The organism is Variovorax ureilyticus (assembly GCF_037889935.1).
Classification (GTDB): domain Bacteria; phylum Pseudomonadota; class Gammaproteobacteria; order Burkholderiales; family Burkholderiaceae_C; genus Variovorax; species Variovorax ureilyticus.
Window position 1 is genome coordinate 27,393 of sequence record NZ_JBBKZU010000005.1, and the last position, 20,874, is coordinate 48,266.

Annotated in this window: 19 protein-coding genes; 4 read left to right on the forward strand and 15 right to left on the reverse strand. The window is 68.5% G+C overall.

Translation table 11 applies throughout. The features are described 5' to 3' along the window. The first annotated feature begins 48 nt into the window (after window positions 1-48). The gene (locus WKW77_RS12590) at window positions 49-498 is read left to right on the forward strand and encodes an acyl-CoA thioesterase (RefSeq protein ID WP_340357188.1); all 450 of its coding nucleotides are present in this window, start codon (window positions 49-51) and stop codon (window positions 496-498) included. Window positions 499-511: 13 nt separating this feature from the next. Here the strand turns inward: WKW77_RS12590 and WKW77_RS12595 are convergent, their stop codons facing one another. From WKW77_RS12595 to WKW77_RS12620, 6 genes are all read right to left on the reverse strand, one after another. Further along, window positions 512-2,566, reverse strand: a complete 2,055-nt coding sequence (locus WKW77_RS12595) for a S9 family peptidase (protein ID WP_340357189.1) — start codon at window positions 2,564-2,566, stop codon at window positions 512-514. A gap of 201 nt (window positions 2,567-2,767) precedes the next feature. After that, entirely contained in the window at window positions 2,768-4,045 is a 1,278-nt protein-coding gene (gene fahA / locus WKW77_RS12600) for a fumarylacetoacetase (protein WP_340357190.1), read from the reverse strand. After that, window positions 4,042-5,346: a homogentisate 1,2-dioxygenase gene (hmgA, locus tag WKW77_RS12605; protein WP_340357191.1), complete on the reverse strand. Its 1,305-nt coding sequence runs from the start codon at window positions 5,344-5,346 to the stop codon at window positions 4,042-4,044. Before hmgA ends, fahA begins: the two co-directional genes overlap by 4 nt. 172 nt (window positions 5,347-5,518) lie before the next feature. Continuing rightward, window positions 5,519-5,710: a DUF2783 domain-containing protein gene (locus tag WKW77_RS12610; protein WP_340357192.1), complete on the reverse strand. Its 192-nt coding sequence runs from the start codon at window positions 5,708-5,710 to the stop codon at window positions 5,519-5,521. Window positions 5,711-5,714: 4 nt separating this feature from the next. Beyond that, entirely contained in the window at window positions 5,715-7,403 is a 1,689-nt protein-coding gene (locus tag WKW77_RS12615) for an FAD-dependent oxidoreductase (RefSeq protein WP_340357193.1), read from the reverse strand. Between the two features lie 4 nt (window positions 7,404-7,407). Next, window positions 7,408-8,367 (reverse strand): MBL fold metallo-hydrolase, encoded by a 960-nt coding sequence (locus tag WKW77_RS12620; RefSeq protein ID WP_340357194.1) that lies wholly within the window; start codon window positions 8,365-8,367, stop codon window positions 7,408-7,410. Between the two features lie 123 nt (window positions 8,368-8,490). On the opposite strand from WKW77_RS12620, the gene WKW77_RS12625 reads away from it, so the two are divergent. Continuing rightward, a complete protein-coding gene (locus tag WKW77_RS12625) occupies window positions 8,491-9,318 on the forward strand; it encodes an IclR family transcriptional regulator (RefSeq protein ID WP_340357195.1) in 828 nt (275 codons plus the stop codon). Here the strand turns inward: WKW77_RS12625 and WKW77_RS12630 are convergent. The 9 genes from WKW77_RS12630 to WKW77_RS12670 all read right to left on the reverse strand — a co-directional run bounded on the left by WKW77_RS12630 (window position 9,299) and on the right by WKW77_RS12670 (window position 17,575). After that, window positions 9,299-9,784, reverse strand: coding sequence for a GFA family protein (locus tag WKW77_RS12630; protein ID WP_479694169.1), 486 nt, complete (start codon window positions 9,782-9,784; stop codon window positions 9,299-9,301). The two genes, WKW77_RS12625 and WKW77_RS12630, sit on opposite strands and share 20 nt — an antisense overlap. After that, entirely contained in the window at window positions 9,781-10,131 is a 351-nt protein-coding gene (locus tag WKW77_RS12635) for a GFA family protein (RefSeq protein ID WP_340357196.1), read from the reverse strand. Before WKW77_RS12635 ends, WKW77_RS12630 begins: the two co-directional genes overlap by 4 nt. Window positions 10,132-10,193: 62 nt before the next feature. Then, the gene (locus tag WKW77_RS12640; protein WP_340357197.1) at window positions 10,194-11,690 is read right to left on the reverse strand and encodes a DUF1501 domain-containing protein; all 1,497 of its coding nucleotides are present in this window, start codon (window positions 11,688-11,690) and stop codon (window positions 10,194-10,196) included. Between the two features lie 11 nt (window positions 11,691-11,701). Next, the gene (locus WKW77_RS12645) at window positions 11,702-13,537 is read right to left on the reverse strand and encodes a DUF1800 domain-containing protein (RefSeq protein WP_422823182.1); all 1,836 of its coding nucleotides are present in this window, start codon (window positions 13,535-13,537) and stop codon (window positions 11,702-11,704) included. A gap of 180 nt (window positions 13,538-13,717) precedes the next feature. Then, a complete protein-coding gene (gene pyrF / locus WKW77_RS12650) occupies window positions 13,718-14,542 on the reverse strand; it encodes an orotidine-5'-phosphate decarboxylase (RefSeq protein WP_340357199.1) in 825 nt (274 codons plus the stop codon). 10 nt (window positions 14,543-14,552) lie between these two features. Beyond that, a complete protein-coding gene (locus WKW77_RS12655; protein ID WP_340357200.1) occupies window positions 14,553-15,311 on the reverse strand; it encodes a uracil-DNA glycosylase family protein in 759 nt (252 codons plus the stop codon). Further along, complete coding sequence (locus WKW77_RS12660) at window positions 15,308-15,889, reverse strand: GNAT family N-acetyltransferase (RefSeq protein ID WP_340357201.1); 582 nt, start codon at window positions 15,887-15,889, stop codon at window positions 15,308-15,310. Before WKW77_RS12660 ends, WKW77_RS12655 begins: the two co-directional genes overlap by 4 nt. Then, window positions 15,886-16,578: a tRNA (adenosine(37)-N6)-threonylcarbamoyltransferase complex dimerization subunit type 1 TsaB gene (tsaB, locus tag WKW77_RS12665; RefSeq protein WP_340357202.1), complete on the reverse strand. Its 693-nt coding sequence runs from the start codon at window positions 16,576-16,578 to the stop codon at window positions 15,886-15,888. Before tsaB ends, WKW77_RS12660 begins: the two co-directional genes overlap by 4 nt. After that, the gene (locus tag WKW77_RS12670) at window positions 16,571-17,575 is read right to left on the reverse strand and encodes a DMT family transporter (protein ID WP_340357203.1); all 1,005 of its coding nucleotides are present in this window, start codon (window positions 17,573-17,575) and stop codon (window positions 16,571-16,573) included. Before WKW77_RS12670 ends, tsaB begins: the two co-directional genes overlap by 8 nt. A gap of 135 nt (window positions 17,576-17,710) precedes the next feature. Between WKW77_RS12670 and dacB the strand changes: the two genes are divergently transcribed. Together dacB and WKW77_RS12680 are read left to right on the forward strand one after the other, a co-directional pair. Next, window positions 17,711-19,156, forward strand: a complete 1,446-nt coding sequence (gene dacB, locus WKW77_RS12675) for a D-alanyl-D-alanine carboxypeptidase/D-alanyl-D-alanine endopeptidase (protein ID WP_340357204.1) — start codon at window positions 17,711-17,713, stop codon at window positions 19,154-19,156. A gap of 104 nt (window positions 19,157-19,260) precedes the next feature. Then, entirely contained in the window at window positions 19,261-20,811 is a 1,551-nt protein-coding gene (locus WKW77_RS12680) for an alpha/beta hydrolase family protein (protein ID WP_340357205.1), read from the forward strand. Window positions 20,812-20,874 lie beyond the last annotated feature (63 nt).

Here is a 20,874-nt window from a genome sequence, read left to right on the forward strand (position 1 = left end):
CGGGCACGGCGCTCGCATAATTCGCAGCAATCAACTCCACATCGCACCATGTCCGCCATCACCCTTCGTTTCCTGGCCGAACCCAGCACCGTCAACTTCGGCGGCAAGGTCCACGGTGGTACCGTCATGAAGTGGATCGACGAGGCCGGCTACGCCTGCGCCACGAGCTGGTCGAAGCGCTACTGCGTGACGGTCTTCATCGGCAGCATCCGCTTCCACCGCCCGATCATGATCGGCGACCTCGTGGAAGTCGAAGCGCGGCTGGCCTACACCGGCAGCACCAGCATGAACATCTCGGTCGAGGTGCGCAGCGGCGACATGAAGGGCGGCGGCATGCACAAGACCACCGAATGCCTGATCGTCTTCGTCTCGGTCGACTCGCACGGCCGGCCGCTCGAAGTGGATGCCTACACGCCCGGCACCCCCGGCGAAATGGCCCTGGCCGAGCGTGCCCGGTCGCATCTGGAAGCCGCACGCGCCGCCGCCGCGAGCAGCTGACGGCCAGCGTTCGCTAGCGCGTCTGGCGCGGCATCAGTTCATAGAGATCGAAGCCGTTGCTGCGCCCGCCGAGGCAGCCGGCGAGCGTGTCTTCGACTTCCCGCCACAGCGCGAGCCGGTTGCGCCATTTGCGCACGCTGTGGCCCTCGTCCGGGAAGGTCATGTACTGAACCGGGCGCCCGAGGCGGCGCAGCTCGGCCACCACGTCGTCCGAGTCCTGCCGCAGCACGCGCACGTCGTTGCCGCCGTGGATCACCAGGAGCGGCGCGGCGATGCGGTCGATGTTCGAGATCGGCGAATTCGCCAGCATCTCGGCGCGCTCGTCGGGCTTGGCGACATCGCCGAAGGTCATCGCGAAGTAGTGGCGGTTGCGCCAGAACGGCGGCCAGTTCTCGATCACGCGCGGCCAGTTGGCGACGCCGACGATGTCGATGCCGCAGCGGTAGTCGTGCGGCTTCTGGATCAGCTGCGCCAGCACCGAGAACCCGCCGAAGCTCGCGCCGAGCACCGCGATGCGCTGCGGATCGGCGATGCCCCGGTCGATCGCCCACTGCACCGCCTCGGCGATGTCGCGCTGGATGCGGCCGTTGTACTCGTGCGCACCGGCCAGCATGAAGGCGCGGCCGTAGCCTGACGAGCCCCGGTAGTTGACCTTGAGCACCGCATAGCCGCGATTGGCCAGCATCTGGGTGCTGGTGAATCCGGCGGCCTGCCAGGCGTCCCGCGCCCACGGCCCGCCGTGGATGTCGACCACCAGCGGCGCCGGACCCTTCACGCCTTGCGGACGCACGACGTAGCCGTGCACCGTCATCCCGTCGGAGGTCTTGAAAGCGAAGGGCTCCATCGGAGAGAACAAGCCGGGTTCGGGCTTGCGCACCGGCGTCAGGCGCGTGAGCTGGCCGGTGTCACGGTCGAGCAGCATCTCGACCGACTCGTCGCCGGTGACGGTGCGCAGGACCATCCGGCGTCCCTCCTCCGACACGCTCTGCGGGCGCGTCAGCACCGGATCGGTGTCGATCCAACCCCGGTTCCGCGCGGTCTGCACCGCCTTCGACACCTCGCCGCCGAGCGCCGCATCGAGGTACTCGAAGCGCGGCATGCCAGGCTCCTTGGCATAGCCGTAGGGTGCGCCTTCGAGGGGCGGGTACTGCGCATAGTCGAGATCGACCTCGGCATCCTCGGCCAGCACGCGCTCACGTCCGCTCGCGAGATCGATCTCCACCAGCGCGGCCTTGTCACGGCCCATGTTGGTCATGGCCCACAGGCGGCCGCCCTGGGAGTCGATGCGGTGCAGCGCGAAGAAATCGAAAGGCTTGACCGTGCGCAGCCGCTGCCAGCTTCCGTCGGCCGCGCGGATCTCGACGGCGAGCTCCGAGCCGTCGTTGCTTCCGAGCTGCCGGGTGCGGCCCGCGAGTTGGCGATCGGTGCCGATGAACCAGCTCACCACGCGGCTGCCGGGTTCGCTGCGCGCGACCTCGCGGACGGTGCGCGTCGCGGCGTCGGCTTCGAAGAGATCCATGCTGCTGCGGTCGCGCCGGTTGCTCGCGAAGTAGAAGCGCGCGCTGCCCGGCTCGCCCCGCGCGACGAAGGCCGATCGCACGCCGGGCCACGGCGTCACCGCCCAGGGTCTCGCTTCCGGCGCATCGCTGTCGAGCACGAAGAGCTGCGTGTTCTCGTCTCCCGTGAAGTCCTTGATGTACGAGATGTGCCGGCCGTCGGGCAGCCACGAGTAAGTGGGCCCGAACACGAAGGGACGCGCCAGCGTGCCCGTTGCGAAGGCGCGGGTGCCGGGCCCGCTCGCTGTCGCCTCGCTGGGGCGCACGGCAAGCCCGACGTCGGTGCCGACCGTCTGCACCCAGAGCAGCTTCTTTCCGTCGGGTGAGAGCGAATGCCCGTCGACGTAGTCGACGTTCGCGACGAAACGCCGCAGCGGGACCAGCGGCGGCAGGTTGCCGCGCCTGTGTGCCTGCGCGAGCGCGGGATCGGTCGGTGCAGTCGTGCAGGCGGTGAGCGCGAGTACTGCGAGCGAAGCGGCCAGTGCGGCCAGCCAGCGCGGTCCAGGGACCATGGTCTGTCTCCCTCTCCAGAAGGTCGGTCGTAGGCCGGCATTCTGGGGCCGGGAAGCGTTGAGCACGCGCATCGCCGTCAGCGTGCGATGCGACGATCGCGCGGGCGCGCTGCGCCTCTCAGTGGAAGAAGAAGCGGCGCCGGGCCGATCTCAGCGCCGGCCTCCGCGACAGCGGGGCCGGCGTTCATGCGTGGCTTCCGATCAACCCGCAGCCAGCACCGTCCCGCTGACCTCGCCAAGCCCGATGCGCACCGCGCCGGCGCGCTCGCACCAGCCGCGCATGATGAGCGTGTCGCCGTCCTCCAAATAGGTGCGCTGTTCTCCGTTGGGCAGCACGATCGGCTTCTTTCCGCCGCTCGTGAGCTCCATCAGCGAGCCGGCCTCGGTCGCTTCAGGGCCGGACAAGGTGCCCGAACCGAGCAGGTCGCCGGGCTGCAGGTTGCAGCCGTTCACCGTGTGGTGCGCGATCAGTTGCGCCGGTGTCCAGTAGGCAGCGCGGGCGCTGTTGGTGCGCGACAACTGAACGGGCGACTCACCCGCCTCGCGCATCCTTGCAGTTTGCAGCAGGACTTCGAGCTCGATCGAGATCGCGCCCTTCGAGCGGTTCTTCTCCGAGTCCAGGTAGGGCAGAGGCTGCGGGTCGTCGGTCGGCCGTTGGAAGGCCGCGCGGAACGGAGCCAGAGCATCCGTCGTGACCAGCCAGGGCGAGACGGTGCTGGCGAAGTTCTTCGACAGGAACGGGCCCAGCGGCTGGTACTCCCAGCCCTGGATGTCGCGCGCCGACCAGTCGTTGAAAAGCGTCACGCCGAAGAGGTGTTCTTCGGCCTCGTCCATTGAAATCGGCTCTCCCTGCGCGTTGCCCTGCGCGATGAACCAGCCAAGTTCGAGTTCGTAGTCCAGCCGTTTCGATGGACCGAAGCTCGGCACCGCAGCGTCCGGTGCCTTGGTCTGCCCCTGGGGCCGCTTGAAGCGCTGGCCGCTGACGCCGATCGAAGACGCCCGCCCATGGTAGCCGATGGGGACCCACTTGTAGTTGGGCAGGAGCGGGTTGTCGGGGCGGAACTGCTTGCCGACGGTCGTGGCGTGATGCACGCTGGTGTAGAAGTCCGTGTAGTCGCCGATGCGGCATGGCACCGTGAGCTCGACCGCCGATTGCGCATGCAGGGCGCGGCTCCATTCCGCCTGCTTGGCGCTGCCTTCACGCAGGCCTTCGGAGAGCGCGGCGCGCAGCGCCTGGCGCTCGGCGGCGCTCTGCGCGAGCAGCACGTTCATGTCGTCGGTATCGACGAGGCCCGCGGCCTTCAGGTCGAGCACCTGGTCGCCGATCGCGACGCCGATGCGGAAGCCCTCCTTGCTGCCGGCAGGGCGGAAGCGGCCGAAGGGCAGGTTCTGGATCGGGAAGTCGCAGCCGGCTTCGTTGGCCGAGTTCACCCAGCTCTTGAGCTTGGGGTCGTGCGTGGCGTTGAGTGCGTTGGTCATGGCTTGAAGTTGTCCGTGAGGCCGGCCCAGCAGTCGGCGTAGTTCTGGTCGAGCACCGGGCTTTGCATCGCATACCCGGAAGGAATGAATCGCAAGCGGCTTTCGAACATGAAGGCCAGCGTGTTGTCGAGCTTCTGCGGCTTGAGGTCGCTGTGGCTCGCCTTCTCGAAGGCTTCCTCGTCGGGGCCGTGCGGCACCATGCAGTTGTGCAGGCTCGCGCCGCCCGGCTTGAAGCCGCCGGGCTTGGCGTCGTACTCGCCGTAGACCAGGCCCATGAATTCGCTCATGAGGTTGCGGTGGTACCAGGGCGGACGGAAGGTGTCTTCCATGACCAGCCAGCGCGGCGGGAAGATCACGAAGTCGCAGTTGGCGGTGCCGGGCGTGTCCGACGGCGAGGTCAGCACCGTGAAGATCGACGGGTCCGGATGGTCGAAGCTGATCGAGCCGATGGTCATGAAGTGCGCGGTGTCGTACTTCACCGGCGAGAGGTTGCCGTGCCATGCGACCACGTTGAAGGGCGAATGCTTCGTCGGCGCGGACCAGAAGCGGCCGCCGAACTTCTTGACGAGTTCGTAGGCGACGGTCGCGTCTTCATAGGCGGCCACGGGCGCCTGGAAGTCGCGGGCGTTCGCGAGGCCGTTCGAGCCGATCGGGCCGAGTTCGGGCAGGCGGAACTGCGCCCCGTAGTTCTCGCACACGTAGCCGCGCGAGAGACCTTCGGGCAGATCGACCTTGAACACCACGCCGCGCGGCAGCAGCGCGATCTCGCCGGGCTTGACGTCGAGCACGCCCATCTCGGTCGTGATCTCGAGGCGGCCCTGCTGCGGCACGAAAAGCATTTCGCCGTCGGCATTGACGAAGGCGCGGCGGTTCATCGACTTGCTGGCGACGTAGACGTGCGCGGCGAGGCCGGCCTGTGCATCGGCATCGCCGTTGGCGGCCAGCGTGCGCATGCCGTCGATGACGTCGACATCCGCGTTGTCGAGCGGGATCGGGCCCCAGCGCATCGGCTCGGGCGGCAGCGCGATCTCGCGGTCGGCGCCGGTCTTCCAGAGCAGCTGCGTGTATGGCTTGTAGCGGCCTGCGACCACCGAAGGCTGGCGGCGGTATACCCAGGTGCGGCGGTTCTCGTGACGCGGCGCGGTGAAGGCGGTGCCGGAGATCAGCTCGGGGTAGAGGTCGAAGGGCGCGCGTTGCGGGCTGTTGCGGCCCTGCGGCAGCGCACCGGGCACGGCCTCGGTGGCGTATTCGTTGCCGAAGCCGCTCTGGTAGCGGCGCTCGGCGGCGGATGCGTTGGTCATGGAGTCCTCTCTATCGATTCAGTCTTGCATCAGTTGCAGCTTGACCCAAGCCGCTTGAACCCGGCACAGCCAAGCCCCAGGGCACCCGCGGAACCGGCTTGGCCGGGCCGCCGGGTGCGCCCCCTCGAGGGGGAGGCGGCTACACGAAGTGGGCAAGCAACGGGGGTGGGCTTCATTTCGCGGCTTCGAAAGCCTGCCGGAGCACGGCCGTGGAACCGATGTGGTTGGCGAGCACGAGCACGAGTCGCGCGTTGTAGGCGTGGCTCTCTTCGGTGCCGAGGCCCTGATGGGCCTCGATCAGCGCCTCGTAGAAATCGTCGGGCGCCTCGAAGTTCGGCGTGGTGATGAGGTTCGCGGTGGTCATGTCTTCACGCCTTTGCCAATGCGCGGTCGCGCGCGGCGCGCACGTCCTCGGGAGTCGGATGGCGCCAGCGCGCGCAGACGTGCTGGTCGGGACGAAGCAGGTACACGGTGCCCGGCTTCGCGTCGTAGCGCTGCGCCGCCAGCGAACCCTCGCCGGTGTCTGCGACGTTCACGATGTGCAGCGGCACATCGGCCTTCGCGAGCACCTCGCGACTGCGCTCAGCCGCTTCGCCATGGCCGAAGACCAGCGCGGTAAAACAGGTTGCCGCGTTCGACTTCGATGCGGGACACAGCTCGCGCAGCAGCCAGCCGGTGCTGCCGTCGGCACGCACGATCGGTGCGTCCGCGGCCGGCGCACCCGGCACCATGCGGCCAGCGAACGCATCCACGTCGGCCGTGTTGAGCGGCGAATCGCCGAGCGTCGAAGGCACCGACAGTCGGCCGCTGTTCACCAGCGTGCGCGCGAAGGCATGGCGCTTCGACAGCTCCAGCACGGCATCGCGGAACAGGCGGCTGACTTCGCTCTTGGGCGTGATGAAGTCGGTCGCGCGCGTCGAGTTGCGGATGTTCTCGTCGGCGGCGTACTCGCGTTCGCTCGCATAGGTGTCGAGCAGCGCATCGGGCGCTTCGTTGCGCACCACCGCAGCCAGCTTCCAGGCGAGGTTGTCCGCGTCCTGCACACCGGAGTTCGCGCCGCGCGCGCCGAAGGGCGAGACGCCGTGCGCCGAGTCGCCCCCGAAGAGCACGCGGCCATGGCGGAAGCAGTCCATGCGCTGACACGCGAAGGTGTAGACGCTGGCCCAGCCGATGGTGAACTGCACGTCGTGGTGGTCGATGCTGTCGAGCAGCGCGCGAACGCGCGGGATGATCTTCTCGGGCTTGCGCTCTTCCACCGGATCGGCGTCCCAGCCGAGCTGGAAGTCGACGCGCCACATGTCGTCGGCCTGCTTGTGCAGCAGCACGCTCTGGCCCGGATGGAACGGCGGATCGAACCAGAACTTGCGCTCCGTCGGCAGGTCCGTGTCCATGTTCACGTCGGCGATCAGGAAGCGGTCGCGGAAGATGCGGCCCTTGGCTTCCTGCCCGAGCATCTGGCGCATGTTGGACTTGGAACCATCGCAGGCTGCCACGTAGTCGGCTTCGAGCTGGTAGTTGCCTTCCGGCGTCTCGATGGTGACGAGCGCGCGGTCGGCGTCCTGCTCGATGCCGATCACCTTGTTGTTCCAGCGCAGGTCGACGAGCGGCAGCTCGGCCGCGCGCTCCGACAGATAGCCTTCGACGTAGTACTGCTGCAGGTTGATGAAGGCCGGGCGTTCGTGGCCTGCCTCGGGCAGCAGGTCGAAGTGATAGACCTGCTCGTCCTTGAAGAAGACCTTACCGATCTTCCAGGACACGCCCTTGTCGACCATGCGGTCCGCACAGCCGAGGCGATCGAAGACTTCGAGCGTGCGCTTGGCGAAGCAGATCGCGCGCGAGCCGGTGGAGAGGGTGTTGTCGTTGTCGAGCAGCACCACGGGGATGTGCTGCTGGGCGAGATCGATCGCGAGCGCGAGGCCCACCGGGCCCGCGCCGACCACGACGACCGGATGACGCACGGGTTGCGCGGCATCCTGGTCGGGGTGGCGCCTGTAGTCGAACCGCAGCGACTGGTAGTCGACCGGCGCTTCAGCCGTCGATGCGGAGGCGGCCGCCATGGCTTCAGCCTTCCAGGGCCTTCCACATCTCGATGTCGCGCTCGGCGGTCCAGATGCGCGGGTCGGCGTACTTCGTCGCCTCGTCGTAGCAGCGCGTCACGTCGAAGGGCATGCAGTGGTCGAAGATCACCCAGTGGCCGTACTTGGGCTTGAGCCTGGCGAAGGTTTCCTTGTAGACCGTGTTCAGGTCCTTCCCTGCCTTGGCGCCCTCGCTCACGCTGGCCCACACGTCGGCGATGAAGTCGCGCGTGCCCGCGAGGCCCTTGGCGACTTCCTCCGGCGTGGTCAGCGCCGCGCCGCGTCCGGGCACCAGCGCCTTGGGCTGGAGCGCGGCGAGGTTGTCGAGCGTCTGGGGCCAGTCCTGGAAGTAGGCGTCGCCCGCATACGGCGTGGCGTCGAATTCGACCAGGTCGCCCGACAGCAGCACCTTCTCGCCCGGCAGCCAGACGACGGTGTCGCCCTTGGTGTGGCCGCGGCCCAGTTGCAGCAGCTGCACTTCGAGCTTGCCGAGCCACACGGTCATCTTGCCGGTGAAGGTCATCGTCGGCCAGGTCATGCCCGGCGGCACGGTCTCGACGCCGGCGAACAGGCGCGGGAAGCGGCCGATCTCGCTGGCCTTGTCCTGCTCGCCGCGCTCGACGATGAGGTCGTAGGTGTCCTGGCTCGCGAGGATGTGGTCGGCCCCGTAGGCGCTCGCGCCGAGCACGCGCACCGCGTGGTAGTGCGTGAGCACCACGTACTTGATGGGCTTGTCGGTGACTTCGCGGATGCGCCGGATCACGTCCTGCGCCATCGCCGGCGTGGCCTGGGTGTCGGCCACCAGCACGCAGTCGTCGCCGATCACGATGCCGGTGTTGGGGTCGCCCTCGGCGGTGTAGGCCCAGGCGTGCTCGGAAATCTGGCTGAAGGTGACCTTCTTTTCTTCCAGGTCGGCCTGGCTGGCGAACTTCTTGGTCTGGCTCATCGCGGGAGTCTCCTTGAATTTGACTAATGCAAACTAGTTTGCAGGGAACGAATCGGCGGAGTGTATTCGGATGATCAGTTAATGTCTAATGCTTTCTCCATGATCAAACAAGGGGCACAGCCCATGAGCACCGACAGCGATCGCGCCCAGCGCGGCATCCAGAGCATCGAGGTAGGAGGCCAACTGCTGCGCGCCCTGGTCCACCACGGCCGGCCGATGGCGCTGAAGGATCTCGCGCGCGAGGCCGAGATGTCCCCTGCCAAGGCGCATCCGTACATGGTCAGCTTCGGCCGCCTCGGGTTGATCGAGCAGGACCGCACCAGCGGCCACTATCTGCTTGGACCGCTCGCGTTGCAACTGGGGTTGATCAGCCTGCAGCAGGCGAATCCGGTGCATGTCGCCACGCCGCTGATCACCGAACTCGCGCAGCAGATCGGGCAGACCGTGGCGATCGCGGTGTGGGGCGACCGGGGCGCGACCATCGTCCGCCTCGCGGAATCGCCCGCGCCGCTGCACGTGAACATGCGGCACGGCACGGTGTTCTCGCTGACCAACACCGCTTCCGGGCGGCTGTTCGGCGCGTACCTGGATTCGGCCGTGGTCCAGCGCCTGCTGGAGGAAGAGCGCCTGCGCGAACACAAAGGCGCCGCCGAACCGCGCCAGCGCGGCATGCCGCCGGTGCAGCCGCTGCCGAGCTGGAAGGACTTCGAGGCGCAACTGCACGAAGTGCGCAAGCGCGGCCTGAGCCGCTCCGAGGGCGAGATCCTGCCGGGCGTGAGCGCGATGTCGGCGCCCGTCTTCGATCACACCGGCGCGATCGTGCTCGCGGTAACCGCCATCGGGCCGGCGGCGGTCTTCGATACCCGCTGGGACGGCGATATCGCACTCGCGCTCAAGGCCTGCGCGGACCAGGTGTCGGAGCGGCTGGGGGCTATTTCTTCAAGGCCTTGATCCGCTCGATGCTCTCGGGCGGCCAGTACTGCGAGCGGCTGTAGTACTCGTCGACCGCCGGCATGTCGGGCGGCAGCACGACCCACGGCTGTTTGGAGCAGGTGAAGATATGGATGTCCGGCGGCAGCAGGTCCGGGTTGTCGAGCGTGCCGACGCGCATGAACTTCACCGCCTCGCCCGCGCCTGCGTAGTGGCTCCAGAGCGCGACGCGGCAGTGCGTGCAGCGCGCGATCTTCTGGCCCTTGCCGCTCTGCGATGGCGTATCGACCAGTTCGACCTCGCCCTGCAGCAGCTCGACGCGGTCGCTTTCGATCATCGCGTTGAGCGCGAACGCCGTGCCGGTCTCGCGCTGGCACCAGCGGCAGTGGCAGCAGTTGACGAACAGCGGCCGCGTCTTCATGCGATAGCGCACCGCGCGGCAGGTGCATCCGCCGTCCGCGGGAAAGGCGTCGGCAGCAGCGCTCACTTCGATCGCCCGTCGTAGTGCGTCACCGGCACCTTGTCGAGCTCGATGCCGTCGATGCAGCGGATGTTGATCGCGGCCACCGGATTGCCCTTCGGGTCCGGCGCCTCGCCGTGCGTGTGGATACCGCAGGTCTTGCAGAAGATGTGACGGATGACGTGCTTGTTGAACAGGTACACGCCCACGTTGTCGTCGACCGGTGTGGTGATCGTCATCTGGCTGCGCGGCACGAACCACAGGAGCGATCCCTTGCGCCGGCAGATCGAACAGTTGCAAGCCAGCGCGTTGTCGATCTGGCCTTCGACCTCGAAGGCGATGCGGCCGCAGTGGCAGCTGCCCTGGTATTTCATCGCGTGTCTCCTTTTATCTGCCCGGCCGATTGCGGACGGCCCCGCAGATTACTCCACGCGTCTCAACTCATGAAGCCGACATCCTTCGGCCAGTCGATGCCATTGACGTTGCCGCCGAAGTTCTTCAGGTTCGGCAGGATCCCCGGCAGGTCGGCATCGGGCACGCCGAACCACCTGGCCAGCGTCGCGCCGTACTGGTCCACCGAGGTGGTCGGGATCAATCGACCTTGCCCCACATGGCCTTCGTAGCCCGCCAGCTTCGGGTCGTTGTTGATGCTCACCACCTGCGGTGTGCCGTAGAACTGCTTGCCCTTGACCGCCCCGCCGACGACGAAGTGATGGCTGCCCCAGCCGTGGTCCGAGCCGTCGCCGTTGCTCGCGAGGGTGCGGCCGAAGTCGGAGGCGGTGAAGGTGGTCACCTTGTCGGCGAGGCCCTGCGCTTCCATCTGCGCGTGGAAGTTGGCCACCGCGTCGCTGAGCTGCTTGAGCAGCCCGGGCTGGTTGGCGATGAGGTTGTCGTGCAGGTCGAAACCGCCCATCGAGACGAAGAACACCTGGCGCTTCACGCCCAGCGAGAGCCGGCCGCGGATCATGCGCGCCACCATCTTGAGCTGGTTCGCGAGGCCCGTGTTGTTGGCGGACTTGCTGCCGTCGGCGTTGGTCACGAAGAAGGTGTCGGTCGTGAACGTCGCCGGCTGGATCGCCGCGGTCACCGTGGTTTCGGCTTCGACCGCGCGCCTGGTCACGCGGTTGTATTCGTTCTCCAGCGCATGCGAGCGCGCCTCCTGCAGCAGTTGCGCCATCGCGGACTTGACCGTGGCCGAGCCGTACACGGTGCTGTTCTTCACGCTGTTGATGCCGACCGCGCCGCTGGTGCTCACCTGGTATTGCAGCGCGGTGTCGCCCGAGAGGAACACCGCGTTGCCCGACACCGACACGCAGGTGAAGAGCGAATTGCCGTTCTGCGACAGCGCGAGATCCCCGATGTTGCCGCCCCAGCCGACGGTCGAGCCTTCGGGCGAGGACGACTGCCAGATCGACTGCTGGTCGTTGTGCGAGAAGAGCTTGGGCGGCTGCGGACAGAGCTTCTTGTTGCTGTTGTTGTACTGCGCGCGAGTGAGCGGCACCACGAGCGGCCCGACGTTGAGCTGTACCGCCAGCTTGCCGCCGGTGTTGAACAGGTCGGCCAGCGCGGTCATCGCCGGATGCAGCGCGTACTGGCGGCCATCGGCCAGCGCCGTGGTCGGTGCGAGCAGCGTGGGCAGCAGAGCCTCCCTGGCGATCGCGATGCCCCCGGCGGCCTGCGGCACGCGGATGGCGCTGTAGGCGTTGTAGCTCGCGTCGTCGTAGGTGACGACGGTGTTCGCGTAGTCGTTGCCACCGAAGAGAAAGACGCAGACCAGCGCCTTGTAGTCGTCGGACGGCGCCGCCTGCGCGGCGGCCTCGCCCATGGCGGCGAGGTTGAGCGCGAACGGCATCGCGGTGCCCGCCATCGCAAGATGGCCCGCGCGGCGCAGGAAGGCGCGCCGGGAATGGGCGGCAGGATCGATCAGGTACATCGCGCGCTCCCTTATTTCTGGATCAGGTAGGAAGGCGAGGCCATCACCATCAGCACCGCCGCGTAGACGCGATTGAGCTTGACCGCGTCCGTGCTCGACGCGCTCACCGCGGGCGTGTTGAGCGCACTGGTGATCAGCGCCACGGTCGAGGCCGGCAGCTGGTTGGCCGCGAGCAGCAGGTTGAGCCGCCGCACCAGCGCGCCCGGATCGAGCACCAGCGCGAGCTCGCTCGCGTAGGCGACGTTGACGTCCTTGGTCGTCTTCTGCAGCGCGCCCTGCATGTAGTTGACGTAGCCGCCGACGCTGGTCTCGTTCACCAGCTGGAACTCGGGCGCAACCATCTTCCCGTTCGCGATCGCGGTCGAAGGCGGCACGTAGCCCGGCCGGAAGAAGTTGAAGACCGAGGGCGAGCGCAGCGGGCTCTGGCCGAGTTGGTCGTTGGGCCGCGAGAGATTGCCGATCTTCCAGTTGCCGGTGGTCGATGCCGCGCCGAAGGTGCGCGCCCATTGCACGAAGCGCAGCATCGGCTCGCGCAGGCGCCCGAAGTTCGGGTCGCCGAGTCCCGCCGGGCTGCGCGCCTCGTTGTCGAGCACCACGGCCGCGAACACGCTCTTCATGTCGCCGCGCACACGCGCGCCGTTGTTGGCGAAGACATCGGACACGCGCTTCACGTAGTCCGGGCTCGGGTTGCTGGTCACCATCCGCTGGATGAGCTGCTTGCAGATGAAGGGCCCGACGTTCGGATGATTGAAGAGCGTGTCGAGCGCGATCTTGAGCGCGGCCTTGCCGTCGGTGCCCCCGGGCACCGTGGCGCCGAGGAACTTCGCTTCGAGCGTCGAATGGCGCGACGCGACGAGCGCCATCGGCCGCGTCGTCCAGCCGTTGCCCTCGATGGTGTAGCTGGCCCCCGGCGGCGTGAAGGCGCCGGCGGTGCCGCTCTTCTCGTCGCTGCGGATGTCGATGTCGTAGCCGGTGAAGACGCGCGCGAGGTTCGTGACATCGTCGAGCGTGTAGGTGTCGAGCGGCGCGCCGTCGGCGCCGGTCCGCAGCGTGCCGTCGGCATTGAGCTGGTAGAGCCCGATGGTCATCAGCTGCATGACCTCTCGCGCATAGTTCTCGTCGGGCTGGCGGCCCTGGGCGTTCTCCTTCTGGTTGCCTTTGGTGTTGAGGTAGTAGCCCATCGCGGGGTTGAGGGTCACGTCCTCCAGCAGCTGCCGGAAGTTGCCCGTCGCGCCGCGCACCAGCGTGTCCCAGTACTGGGCCATCATGGGGTCGGGCCAGCTGGAACCGATGTCGGTGGCCGAGACCACGAAGATCTCGGAGAGCGCCAATGCCGCGCGCTTGCGGAAGCCGTCCGGCGCGGTCATGAGCTGGTTCCAGATCATGTCGTCGACGTTGACGGTGTTGTAGGGCTTGCTCGCGATCCAGTCCCAGCCGGTCTGTGTCGCTTCGCGGTCGACCTGTTCGCCGAGCCACGGCAGGTAGCCCTTGCTGCGCACCGCCGCGATCTCCGCGTCGGATGCCGAGAACTGCGCCTGCAGCAGAAAGCGTGCGGCCTCGTCGTCGCTCTTGGCCTGGGTGTAGACGTAGGTCTGCCCGGTGGATGTCGATGCCAGCGAGGAGAGCGATCCAGCCTGCGTGCCGGAGCCGCTCGCGGCGGTCAATGCGAACCCGCCACCACCCCCGCCTCCACCGCCACAGGCGGCAAGTGCAGCGGCGGCGGCCAGGGCGGTCGCCACGGGCAAGGGGTTGTACTGGAGAGGCGACTGGCCCGCCGCGGATGCTTCATTCACGCGCACCGACGCCTCGGTCGCCTCGGCGCGACCGGTTGCGATGTCTTCCACCATGGGATTCCTCACTCCTCGGCGCTCCGGCGCCGGGCTCTGCGAGGCAAGTGCCGTGCCGGCCGACGAGCACGTGCCGCCGTCGCCGGAGTGAGGCGTTAAGGTCTACAAACGTCAATAAACGTGACTTTTTTCGTCACGCCGGCGCAACAGGCCGCTTGCGAGATGACGCGGAATGTCGCTTCAGGCCTTGGCAGCTTCGAGGGCGTCGCGGGTGCGCGTGGCCTCGCGGCGCGCGGCTTCGGCAAAGTCGTCGCCTGCGGAGGCGTAGCAGATCGCGCGCGATGAATTGACCACGATCGGCGCGTCGGCGCGCCACCCGGCACGCACGGTCGCCACCGCATCGCCGCCCTGCGCGCCGACGCCCGGAATCAAGAGCGGCACGGTCGGAGCCAGCGCGCGCACGCGCTCGATCTCGTTGGGATAGGTCGCGCCGACCACCAGCCCGAGCTGGCCGTTGAGGTTCCACGGCCCCTGCGCCAGCTTCGCGACATGCTCGTACAGGAAAGGCTCGCCCGGTAACCCGGCGAGGCGCTGCCCCTGCAGATCGGAGCCGCCGGGATTGCTGGTGCGGCACAGCAGGAAGGCGCCCTTGCCTTCGAAGCGCAGGTAGGGCTCGACCGAATCGAAGCCCATGAAGGGCGACAGCGTGACCGCATCGGCGCCGTAGCGCTCGAAGGCTTCGCGCGCGTACTGCTCGGCGGTGGACCCGATGTCGCCGCGCTTGGCGTCGAGGATGGTCGGCACCTGCGGCGCGTTGCGGCGCATGTGCTCCATGAGCCTTTCGAGCTGGTCTTCGGCGCGATGGGCGGCGAAGTAGGCGATCTGCGGCTTGAACGCGATGACCAGGTCGGCGGTCGCGTCGACGATGCGGGCGCAGAAGTCGTAGATCTTGCTGGCGTCACCCTTGAGTTGGGCGGGGAATTTCGTCGGCTCGGGGTCGAGCCCGACGCACAGCAGCGAGCCGTTCTGGCGCTCGGCGGCGCGCAGCTTGTCCAGGAAGGTCATGGGGCAGATTTTAGTGAGCGCCCCGGGAGAACTCTTCTGCAGCGAGGCAGAGGTCGGCCCAGGCCCGCGCCTTGTCTGCCGGATTGCGCAGCAGATAGGCCGGGTGGTAGGAGGCAACGACGGGTACATCGAACCCCGGCAGCATCGCGACCGGCAGTGCCCGTCCGCGCAGCTTGCCGAGCGGATCGCCGCTCTGGAGCAGGCTCTGCGCCGCCAACGGCCCCATCGCGAGCACGAGCCCGGGCGCGAGCGCCTCGGCGCTTTCGGCGAATACGTCACCGAGCGGTCGCGGACTGCCCTGCTGGCCCGAAGCGACACCCCGATGCGTGCGCATGAGATGCACCGGCGCCGCGCCGCCGTGAAGCTGAAGCGCGCGCAGCATGTTGTCGAGCAGGCGGCCCGCGTCGCTCGCGAAAGGCTCGCCGTGGCGTCCGTCGAGTTCCGGCGGCATATCGGCGACGACCAGCCAGCCACCCTTTGCCATGGCCTCGCCACCGTAGAGGTGCCGCGGCGCGTCGGCCAGCACGGTGGCGCCGTGCGTCGGCGCAGTCGGCGTGCGTGCAGGCGCTGTCGGCGCCGGGGACGCGGGCGGGCGTGCCACCCGAACGGGCGCGGGACCGTGTTCGGCCGGCGCCTGGATGGGTTCCTCCACCGGGGCCGCGGCGGGCGCCTCGGCCACCACGGCCCGCACTTCGCCAGCCTGTTCCTTGGGCCACCAGAAAAGCTTGATGCCCATTTCCTCGAGCATCGCGCGATGCCGGGGTGTCATGCCAATCCTCCCCAGGCGCTGTTGGATTCATTGAGTCGCAGGCTCATGACGACCGCGTCCTCGCGCGCATTGACATGCGCCGGGTAGTAGCCCTTGCGGATGCCGACCCGGCGAAAGCCGTTGCGCTCGTAGATCGCGAGCGCGCGATGGTTGCTTGCGCGCACTTCCAGCCAGAGCCACTGTGCGTGCTGCCCTCGCGACCAGCCCGCCAGCGCTTCGAGCATCAGCGGCGCCCATCCCTGCCGCTGGAAGGCGGGTGCGACGGTGATGTTGAGCAGATGCACTTCATCCACGCCCTTCATGGCGACGAAGTAGCCGATGATGGTTTCGGGGGCCGGCCGCGAGAGCGCACGGCTCAGCAAGGCGCGCGCGCCGCGCGGCGGGGCCGATGCGTCGCCCTCCGCCGCCGGGCCGACGAGGCACTGGCAGTGGTAGCCCGCCGCCAGCGAATCGATGAAGTTGGCCTGCGTCCACGGGTGGGTATAGGCCGTCTGCTCGATCGCGCAGACGGCGGGGACGCGCTCGACCGTCATCGGTTCGAGCCGGGCTTCACGCGACTGAAGAAGAACTGCGCTCATGGCTGGTTGGCGGCGGCCGCCTTGATGGCAGCGCGCTCCTCGGTAGTCTGCGCCACTTTATCGCGAACGTAGAGAGGCCATGCGTCCGCGGGCGCGACGGCGCGGCCCGCCGCGAGCAAGGCCGGCGCAAGGCGGAGCATCGCGGCAGCCGTCGGCAGCACCGTGTGCCGTCCGGCCGCGCGCGGCAGGCGGTCGCCGTAGGCGGCGAAGGCATTGCCGGCCAGCGCCCAGCCGGGGGGCACGACCACGCCCTCGGGCTCCAGCAAGTCCGTCTCGCTGGCCACGACTTCGACCCCGAGGTCGTAGCAGGCCGTGTAGACCTGGTCCATCCGCGCATCGAGCACCGCGACCACCTGTTCCACGCCGAAGTGATGGCGGGCTTCCTCGGCGACCGCATGCAACGTGTCGATCGGCAGCAGCCGCAGTCCGGCGCCGTAGGCCAGGCCCTGCGCGACCGAGCAGGCGGTGCGCAGGCCGGTGAAGGAGCCCGGCCCGCGACCGAAGGCGATCGCGTCGAGTTCGCGCAGCACGAGGCCGGCCTCGCCGAGCAGCTTCTGGATCAGCGGGATCAGCGTCGACGACGACTGCGCGCCGCCGTCGCCGGTGTGCTCGAGCAGCAGGTCGCCGTGGCGCACCGCGATCGAGAGCGTCTCGGTGCTGGTGTCGAAGGCCAGCAGCTTGTCAGGCATCGGCGCCGCCTCCTGCCGCGCGCGCCGGCACGGGCGACTGCGGAGCCGCGCTCGTCCGGACACGCTGAACCCCGAACAGGATGCCGCCCGTGACCAGCGTCAGCCCCGCGAAGAGATTCCATTGCAGCGGCTCGCCCAGGAACACGACCGCACCGAGCGCGGACAGCCCGGGCACCAGCGCCGTGATCATGGTGGTGCGCACCGGCCCGAAGTACTGGACCATCCGCGTGAAGGTGATGCCCGAGATCACCACCGAGCCGATGCCCTGGAAAAACATCTGGAACGCGATCTCGCCCATCGGCGCGGTGGCGAGGTGGCTCGTGACCACGCCCGCTGCCGTGAGCAGCGCGTAGACCGGCAGGTAGGTCACGAAGGCGAAAACGGTGATCGCGACGGTCGCGCGCACCGCGTCGAGGCTGTGCTTGCGCACCACCACGCTGTAGGCGGCCCAGCAGAACGCGGCGCTCATGAAGAGCAGGTCGCCCTTCCAGATCACGCCGCCGTCGAGCGCATGGAGCAGGCTGCCCCCGCCCACGAAGAGATCGCCCAGCACGATCAGCAGCAGCCCGATCGCGCGGCCCGGCGTGATGCGGTCACGCAGCACGATGGCCGCGAGCAGCGCGGTCCACAGCGGCAGGCTGCCGGGCAGGAGCACCGAGGCGTGGGTCGCCGGTGCGAAGAAGAAACCGCTGTAGGCCAGGAGCGCGTACGCCAGCCCGCCGAAGATGCCCGCGATCGCGGTCAGGCGCAACGGCACGGGCGAGAGGCCGAACATCGAGCGGCGCGCCGGATCGCGATCGCGCGCGACGATCCAGGCGCCCCAGGGAATCAGCACGAGGCTGGCGCCGCAGATCCGTGCGAAGGCGATGTCGAAGGGCGTCAGGGAACGACCCGCGGAGGCGCGCGCGATCACGATGAAGGCGGTCCAGACCAGGACCGTGACGATGGCCGCGCCCAAACCGATGGTGCGAGGGGAAAAACGGGGGGCAGCGGACATCCCGGGATTATCGGTTCACCCCCGGCCTCGCCCACTTCGTGCGGCTCGGACACCCCCTCTCCGGGGGCAACCCCGGCCGCCCGGCAAAGCCGGTTCCCCGGGGTTTCTGGTATAGGGGGCCGGGATAATCCGGCGATGCTTTTCGCCGCATCGAACACCAACCCCATCTCCCCCCTCCTTGCCCGGCTCTTCGGACTGGTTCTTGCCCTCACCGCCCTCGCGCCGCTGCAAGCAGGCGCACAGAGCCTTCCGCCGGAAGTCGATGCGGCGCTGGCCCGCGCCAAGGTGCCGCGCGACGCGGTGACGATGCTGGTGGCCGACGCGGACGGGGTCCGGCCGCCGCGGCTCGCCTGGCGTTCGCAGGCACAGGTCAATCCGGCGTCGATCATGAAGCTGGTCACCACCTACGCAGCGCTCGACCTGCTGGGGCCGGCCTTCGTGTGGACCACGCCGGTCTACGTGGACGGCCCGGTGCAGGGCGGCGTGCTCCAGGGCAATCTCTACATCCGCGGCCAGGGCGACCCGAAGCTGGTGATCGAGCGGCTGTGGCTGCTGCTGCGGCGGGTTCAGGGGATGGGCATCCGCAGCATCGAGGGCGACATCGTGCTCGACCGCAGCGCGTTCGAGGTGCCCGACACCGATCCGTTCGCCTTCGATGGCGAAGGCCTGCGTCCCTACAACGCCGTGCCGGACGCGCTGCTCGTCAATTTCAAGTCGGTGGTGATGACCTTCGTGCCGAACCGCGCGACGCAGACCGCGCAGGTGACCTACGAGCCCCCGCTCGCCGGCGTCGCCATGCAGGCGACGGTGCCGCTGTCGGCGGGCGAGTGCAACGACTGGCGCACAAGCCTCGGCGGCGATTTCAACGACCCGGCGCGCATCGGCTTCACCGGCAGCTTCCCGGCGGCCTGCGGCGAGAAGGAATGGCCCGTCGCCTATTCGAATCCGCGCAGCTATGCCGCGCGCGCCATCGGCGGCCTGTGGATCGAGATGGGCGGACGCATCAAGGGGGCGGTGCGCGAAGGCCAGGTGCCGGCGGAACTGCGGCCGGCGTTCGAGCTGAGTTCGCCGCCGCTCGCCGAGGTCATCCGCGACATCAACAAGTACAGCAACAACGTGATGGCGCAGCAGCTCTTCCTGACGCTGGGCCTGCAGCAGAAGCGGCGCGGCAGCTTCGAGGCCGCGCGCGCCACCGTGCGCCAGTGGTGGAACGACCGCATCGGCACCGGCGAGGGGCAGCCGGTGCTCGACAACGGCTCCGGCCGCTCGCGCGACGAGCGCATCACCTCGGCCGAACTCGCGAAGATGCTGCAGGTCGCGTGGCGCTCGCCCGTGATGCCCGAACTGGTCTCCTCGCTCCCCGCTTCGGGTGTGGACGGCACACTGCGCAAGCGCGCGCTGCGCGGAGGCGGCGCGGCGCATCTCAAGACCGGCACGCTGCGCGACGCGGCGGGCGTGGCCGGCTATGTGCACGCGGCGAGCGGGCGGCGCTACGTGGTGATCGCCATCGCGAACCATGCCAATGCGCTCGCAGCGCGTCCCGCGTTCGACGCACTCGTCGATTGGGCCGCCCAAGACTGACCCGCCCCTGACCCCGCATGTGCAGGCAAGCCCCGCTTGCGCTCGCCAGGGTGCCTGCCCAGAATGCCTCACCCTCGATCCCCGCAACCAAAGGAGACAAGCGAATGACGAGACTCACCGCCGCCACGCTCGCAGGCACCGTGCTGATGCTTTCCGGATGTGGGGGTGGTGGAGGCGGCGGCGGGTTCTTCTTCCTGCCCAGCACCACGGACACAGGCCGCGGTTCGCTGGTGACCTCGCCACCCTCGCAAACCGCATCGCTCTCGACCGCCCAGGTCATCACCGTGCTGAACTCGACCGCGCAGGGCAAGTCGCTGATGCAGGTCGCCGGCACGCCCAAGTGCGGCTTCGATCTGCGCTATCTCGAATACCGGACCGTCGGCGGGCAGGGCGAGGCCACCAACGCGACGGCCGCGATCATGGTGCCGAACGGCGACGCTTCGGATTGCGGCGGTCCGCGTCCGGTCGTGCTCTACGCGCACGGCACGACGCCGGCCCGCAACTACAACCTCGCGCAAATGACGGACTCGACCCAGCCGGCGGCCGGCGAGGGGCTGTCGATCGCGGCCATGTTCGCCGCGCAGGGCTACATCGTGGTCGCGCCCAACTACGCGGGCTACGACAAGTCCACGCTGCCTTACCACCCCTACCTCAACGGCGACCAGCAGGGCAAGGACATGGTCGATGCGCTGACCGCGGCGCGCAAGACCTTCCCTGCGATCGCGGCGACCGACTCCGGCAAGCTGCTGATCACCGGCTACTCGCAGGGCGGCTACGTCGCGATGGCCGCGCACCGCGAGATGCAGGCCACCGGCCAGGCAGTGACCGCCTCGGCGCCGCTGTCCGCGCCCTCGGCCATCAGCCTTCTGACGGACTACAGCTTCAGCGGCTGGCCCGCGCTCGGCTCGACGCTGTTCACGCCGCTGCTGTCGACGAGCTGGCAGAAGCAGTTCGGCAACGTCTACACGGCTACCGGCGACATCTACGAGGCGCAATACGCCAACGGGATCGACACGCTCCTGCCGAGCAACACGCCGATCAGCACCCTGTATGCGCAGGGCAAGCTGCCGCCGCTGGCGCTCTATCCGGCGAATGCGGTCCCGGGGCCGATCGACCCTTCGCTGTCGATCTTCTACGGTCCCAACAACCTGATCCGGCAAAGCTACCTGACGCAGGCGGCCAACGACCTGCTGGCCACCCCCTGCCCGGGCAACGCGCTGCCGGCGAACGCGGGCTCGCTCGGCACCAGCGCGCCGCTCAACTGCCAGCCGCTGCTCGGCTTTCGCAAGGCGGCGGTGGCGAACGACCTGCGCAACTGGCTGCCGACCCGGCCGATGATGATGTGCGGCGGCGCCAACGACCCGACCGTGAACTTCCTGAGCACGCGCGCGACGGCCGGCTACTTCACCGCGCGCGGGATGCCCTCTGCTGCGCTGACCGTCGTCGATCTGGAGGAATCCAGCCGCACGGATGCCTTCTCGTCCGCGCGCGCGGGCTTCGCCACGGCGAAGGCGAATCTCGTGGCCTCGACGCCCGGCACGCCGACGGACCAGGCTGCGGCCGTGTCCCAGGCCTACCACGGCTCGCTGGTGGCGCCGTTCTGCCTGGCATCGGCCCGCGGCTTCTTCCAATCCGTGCTGGCAGCGGGTCTCTGATCGGTAAAACAGGCAGCCGCCTCTGGCGGCCGCCCGAGAAAGCGGCACGAAGCGCGCGAGCCC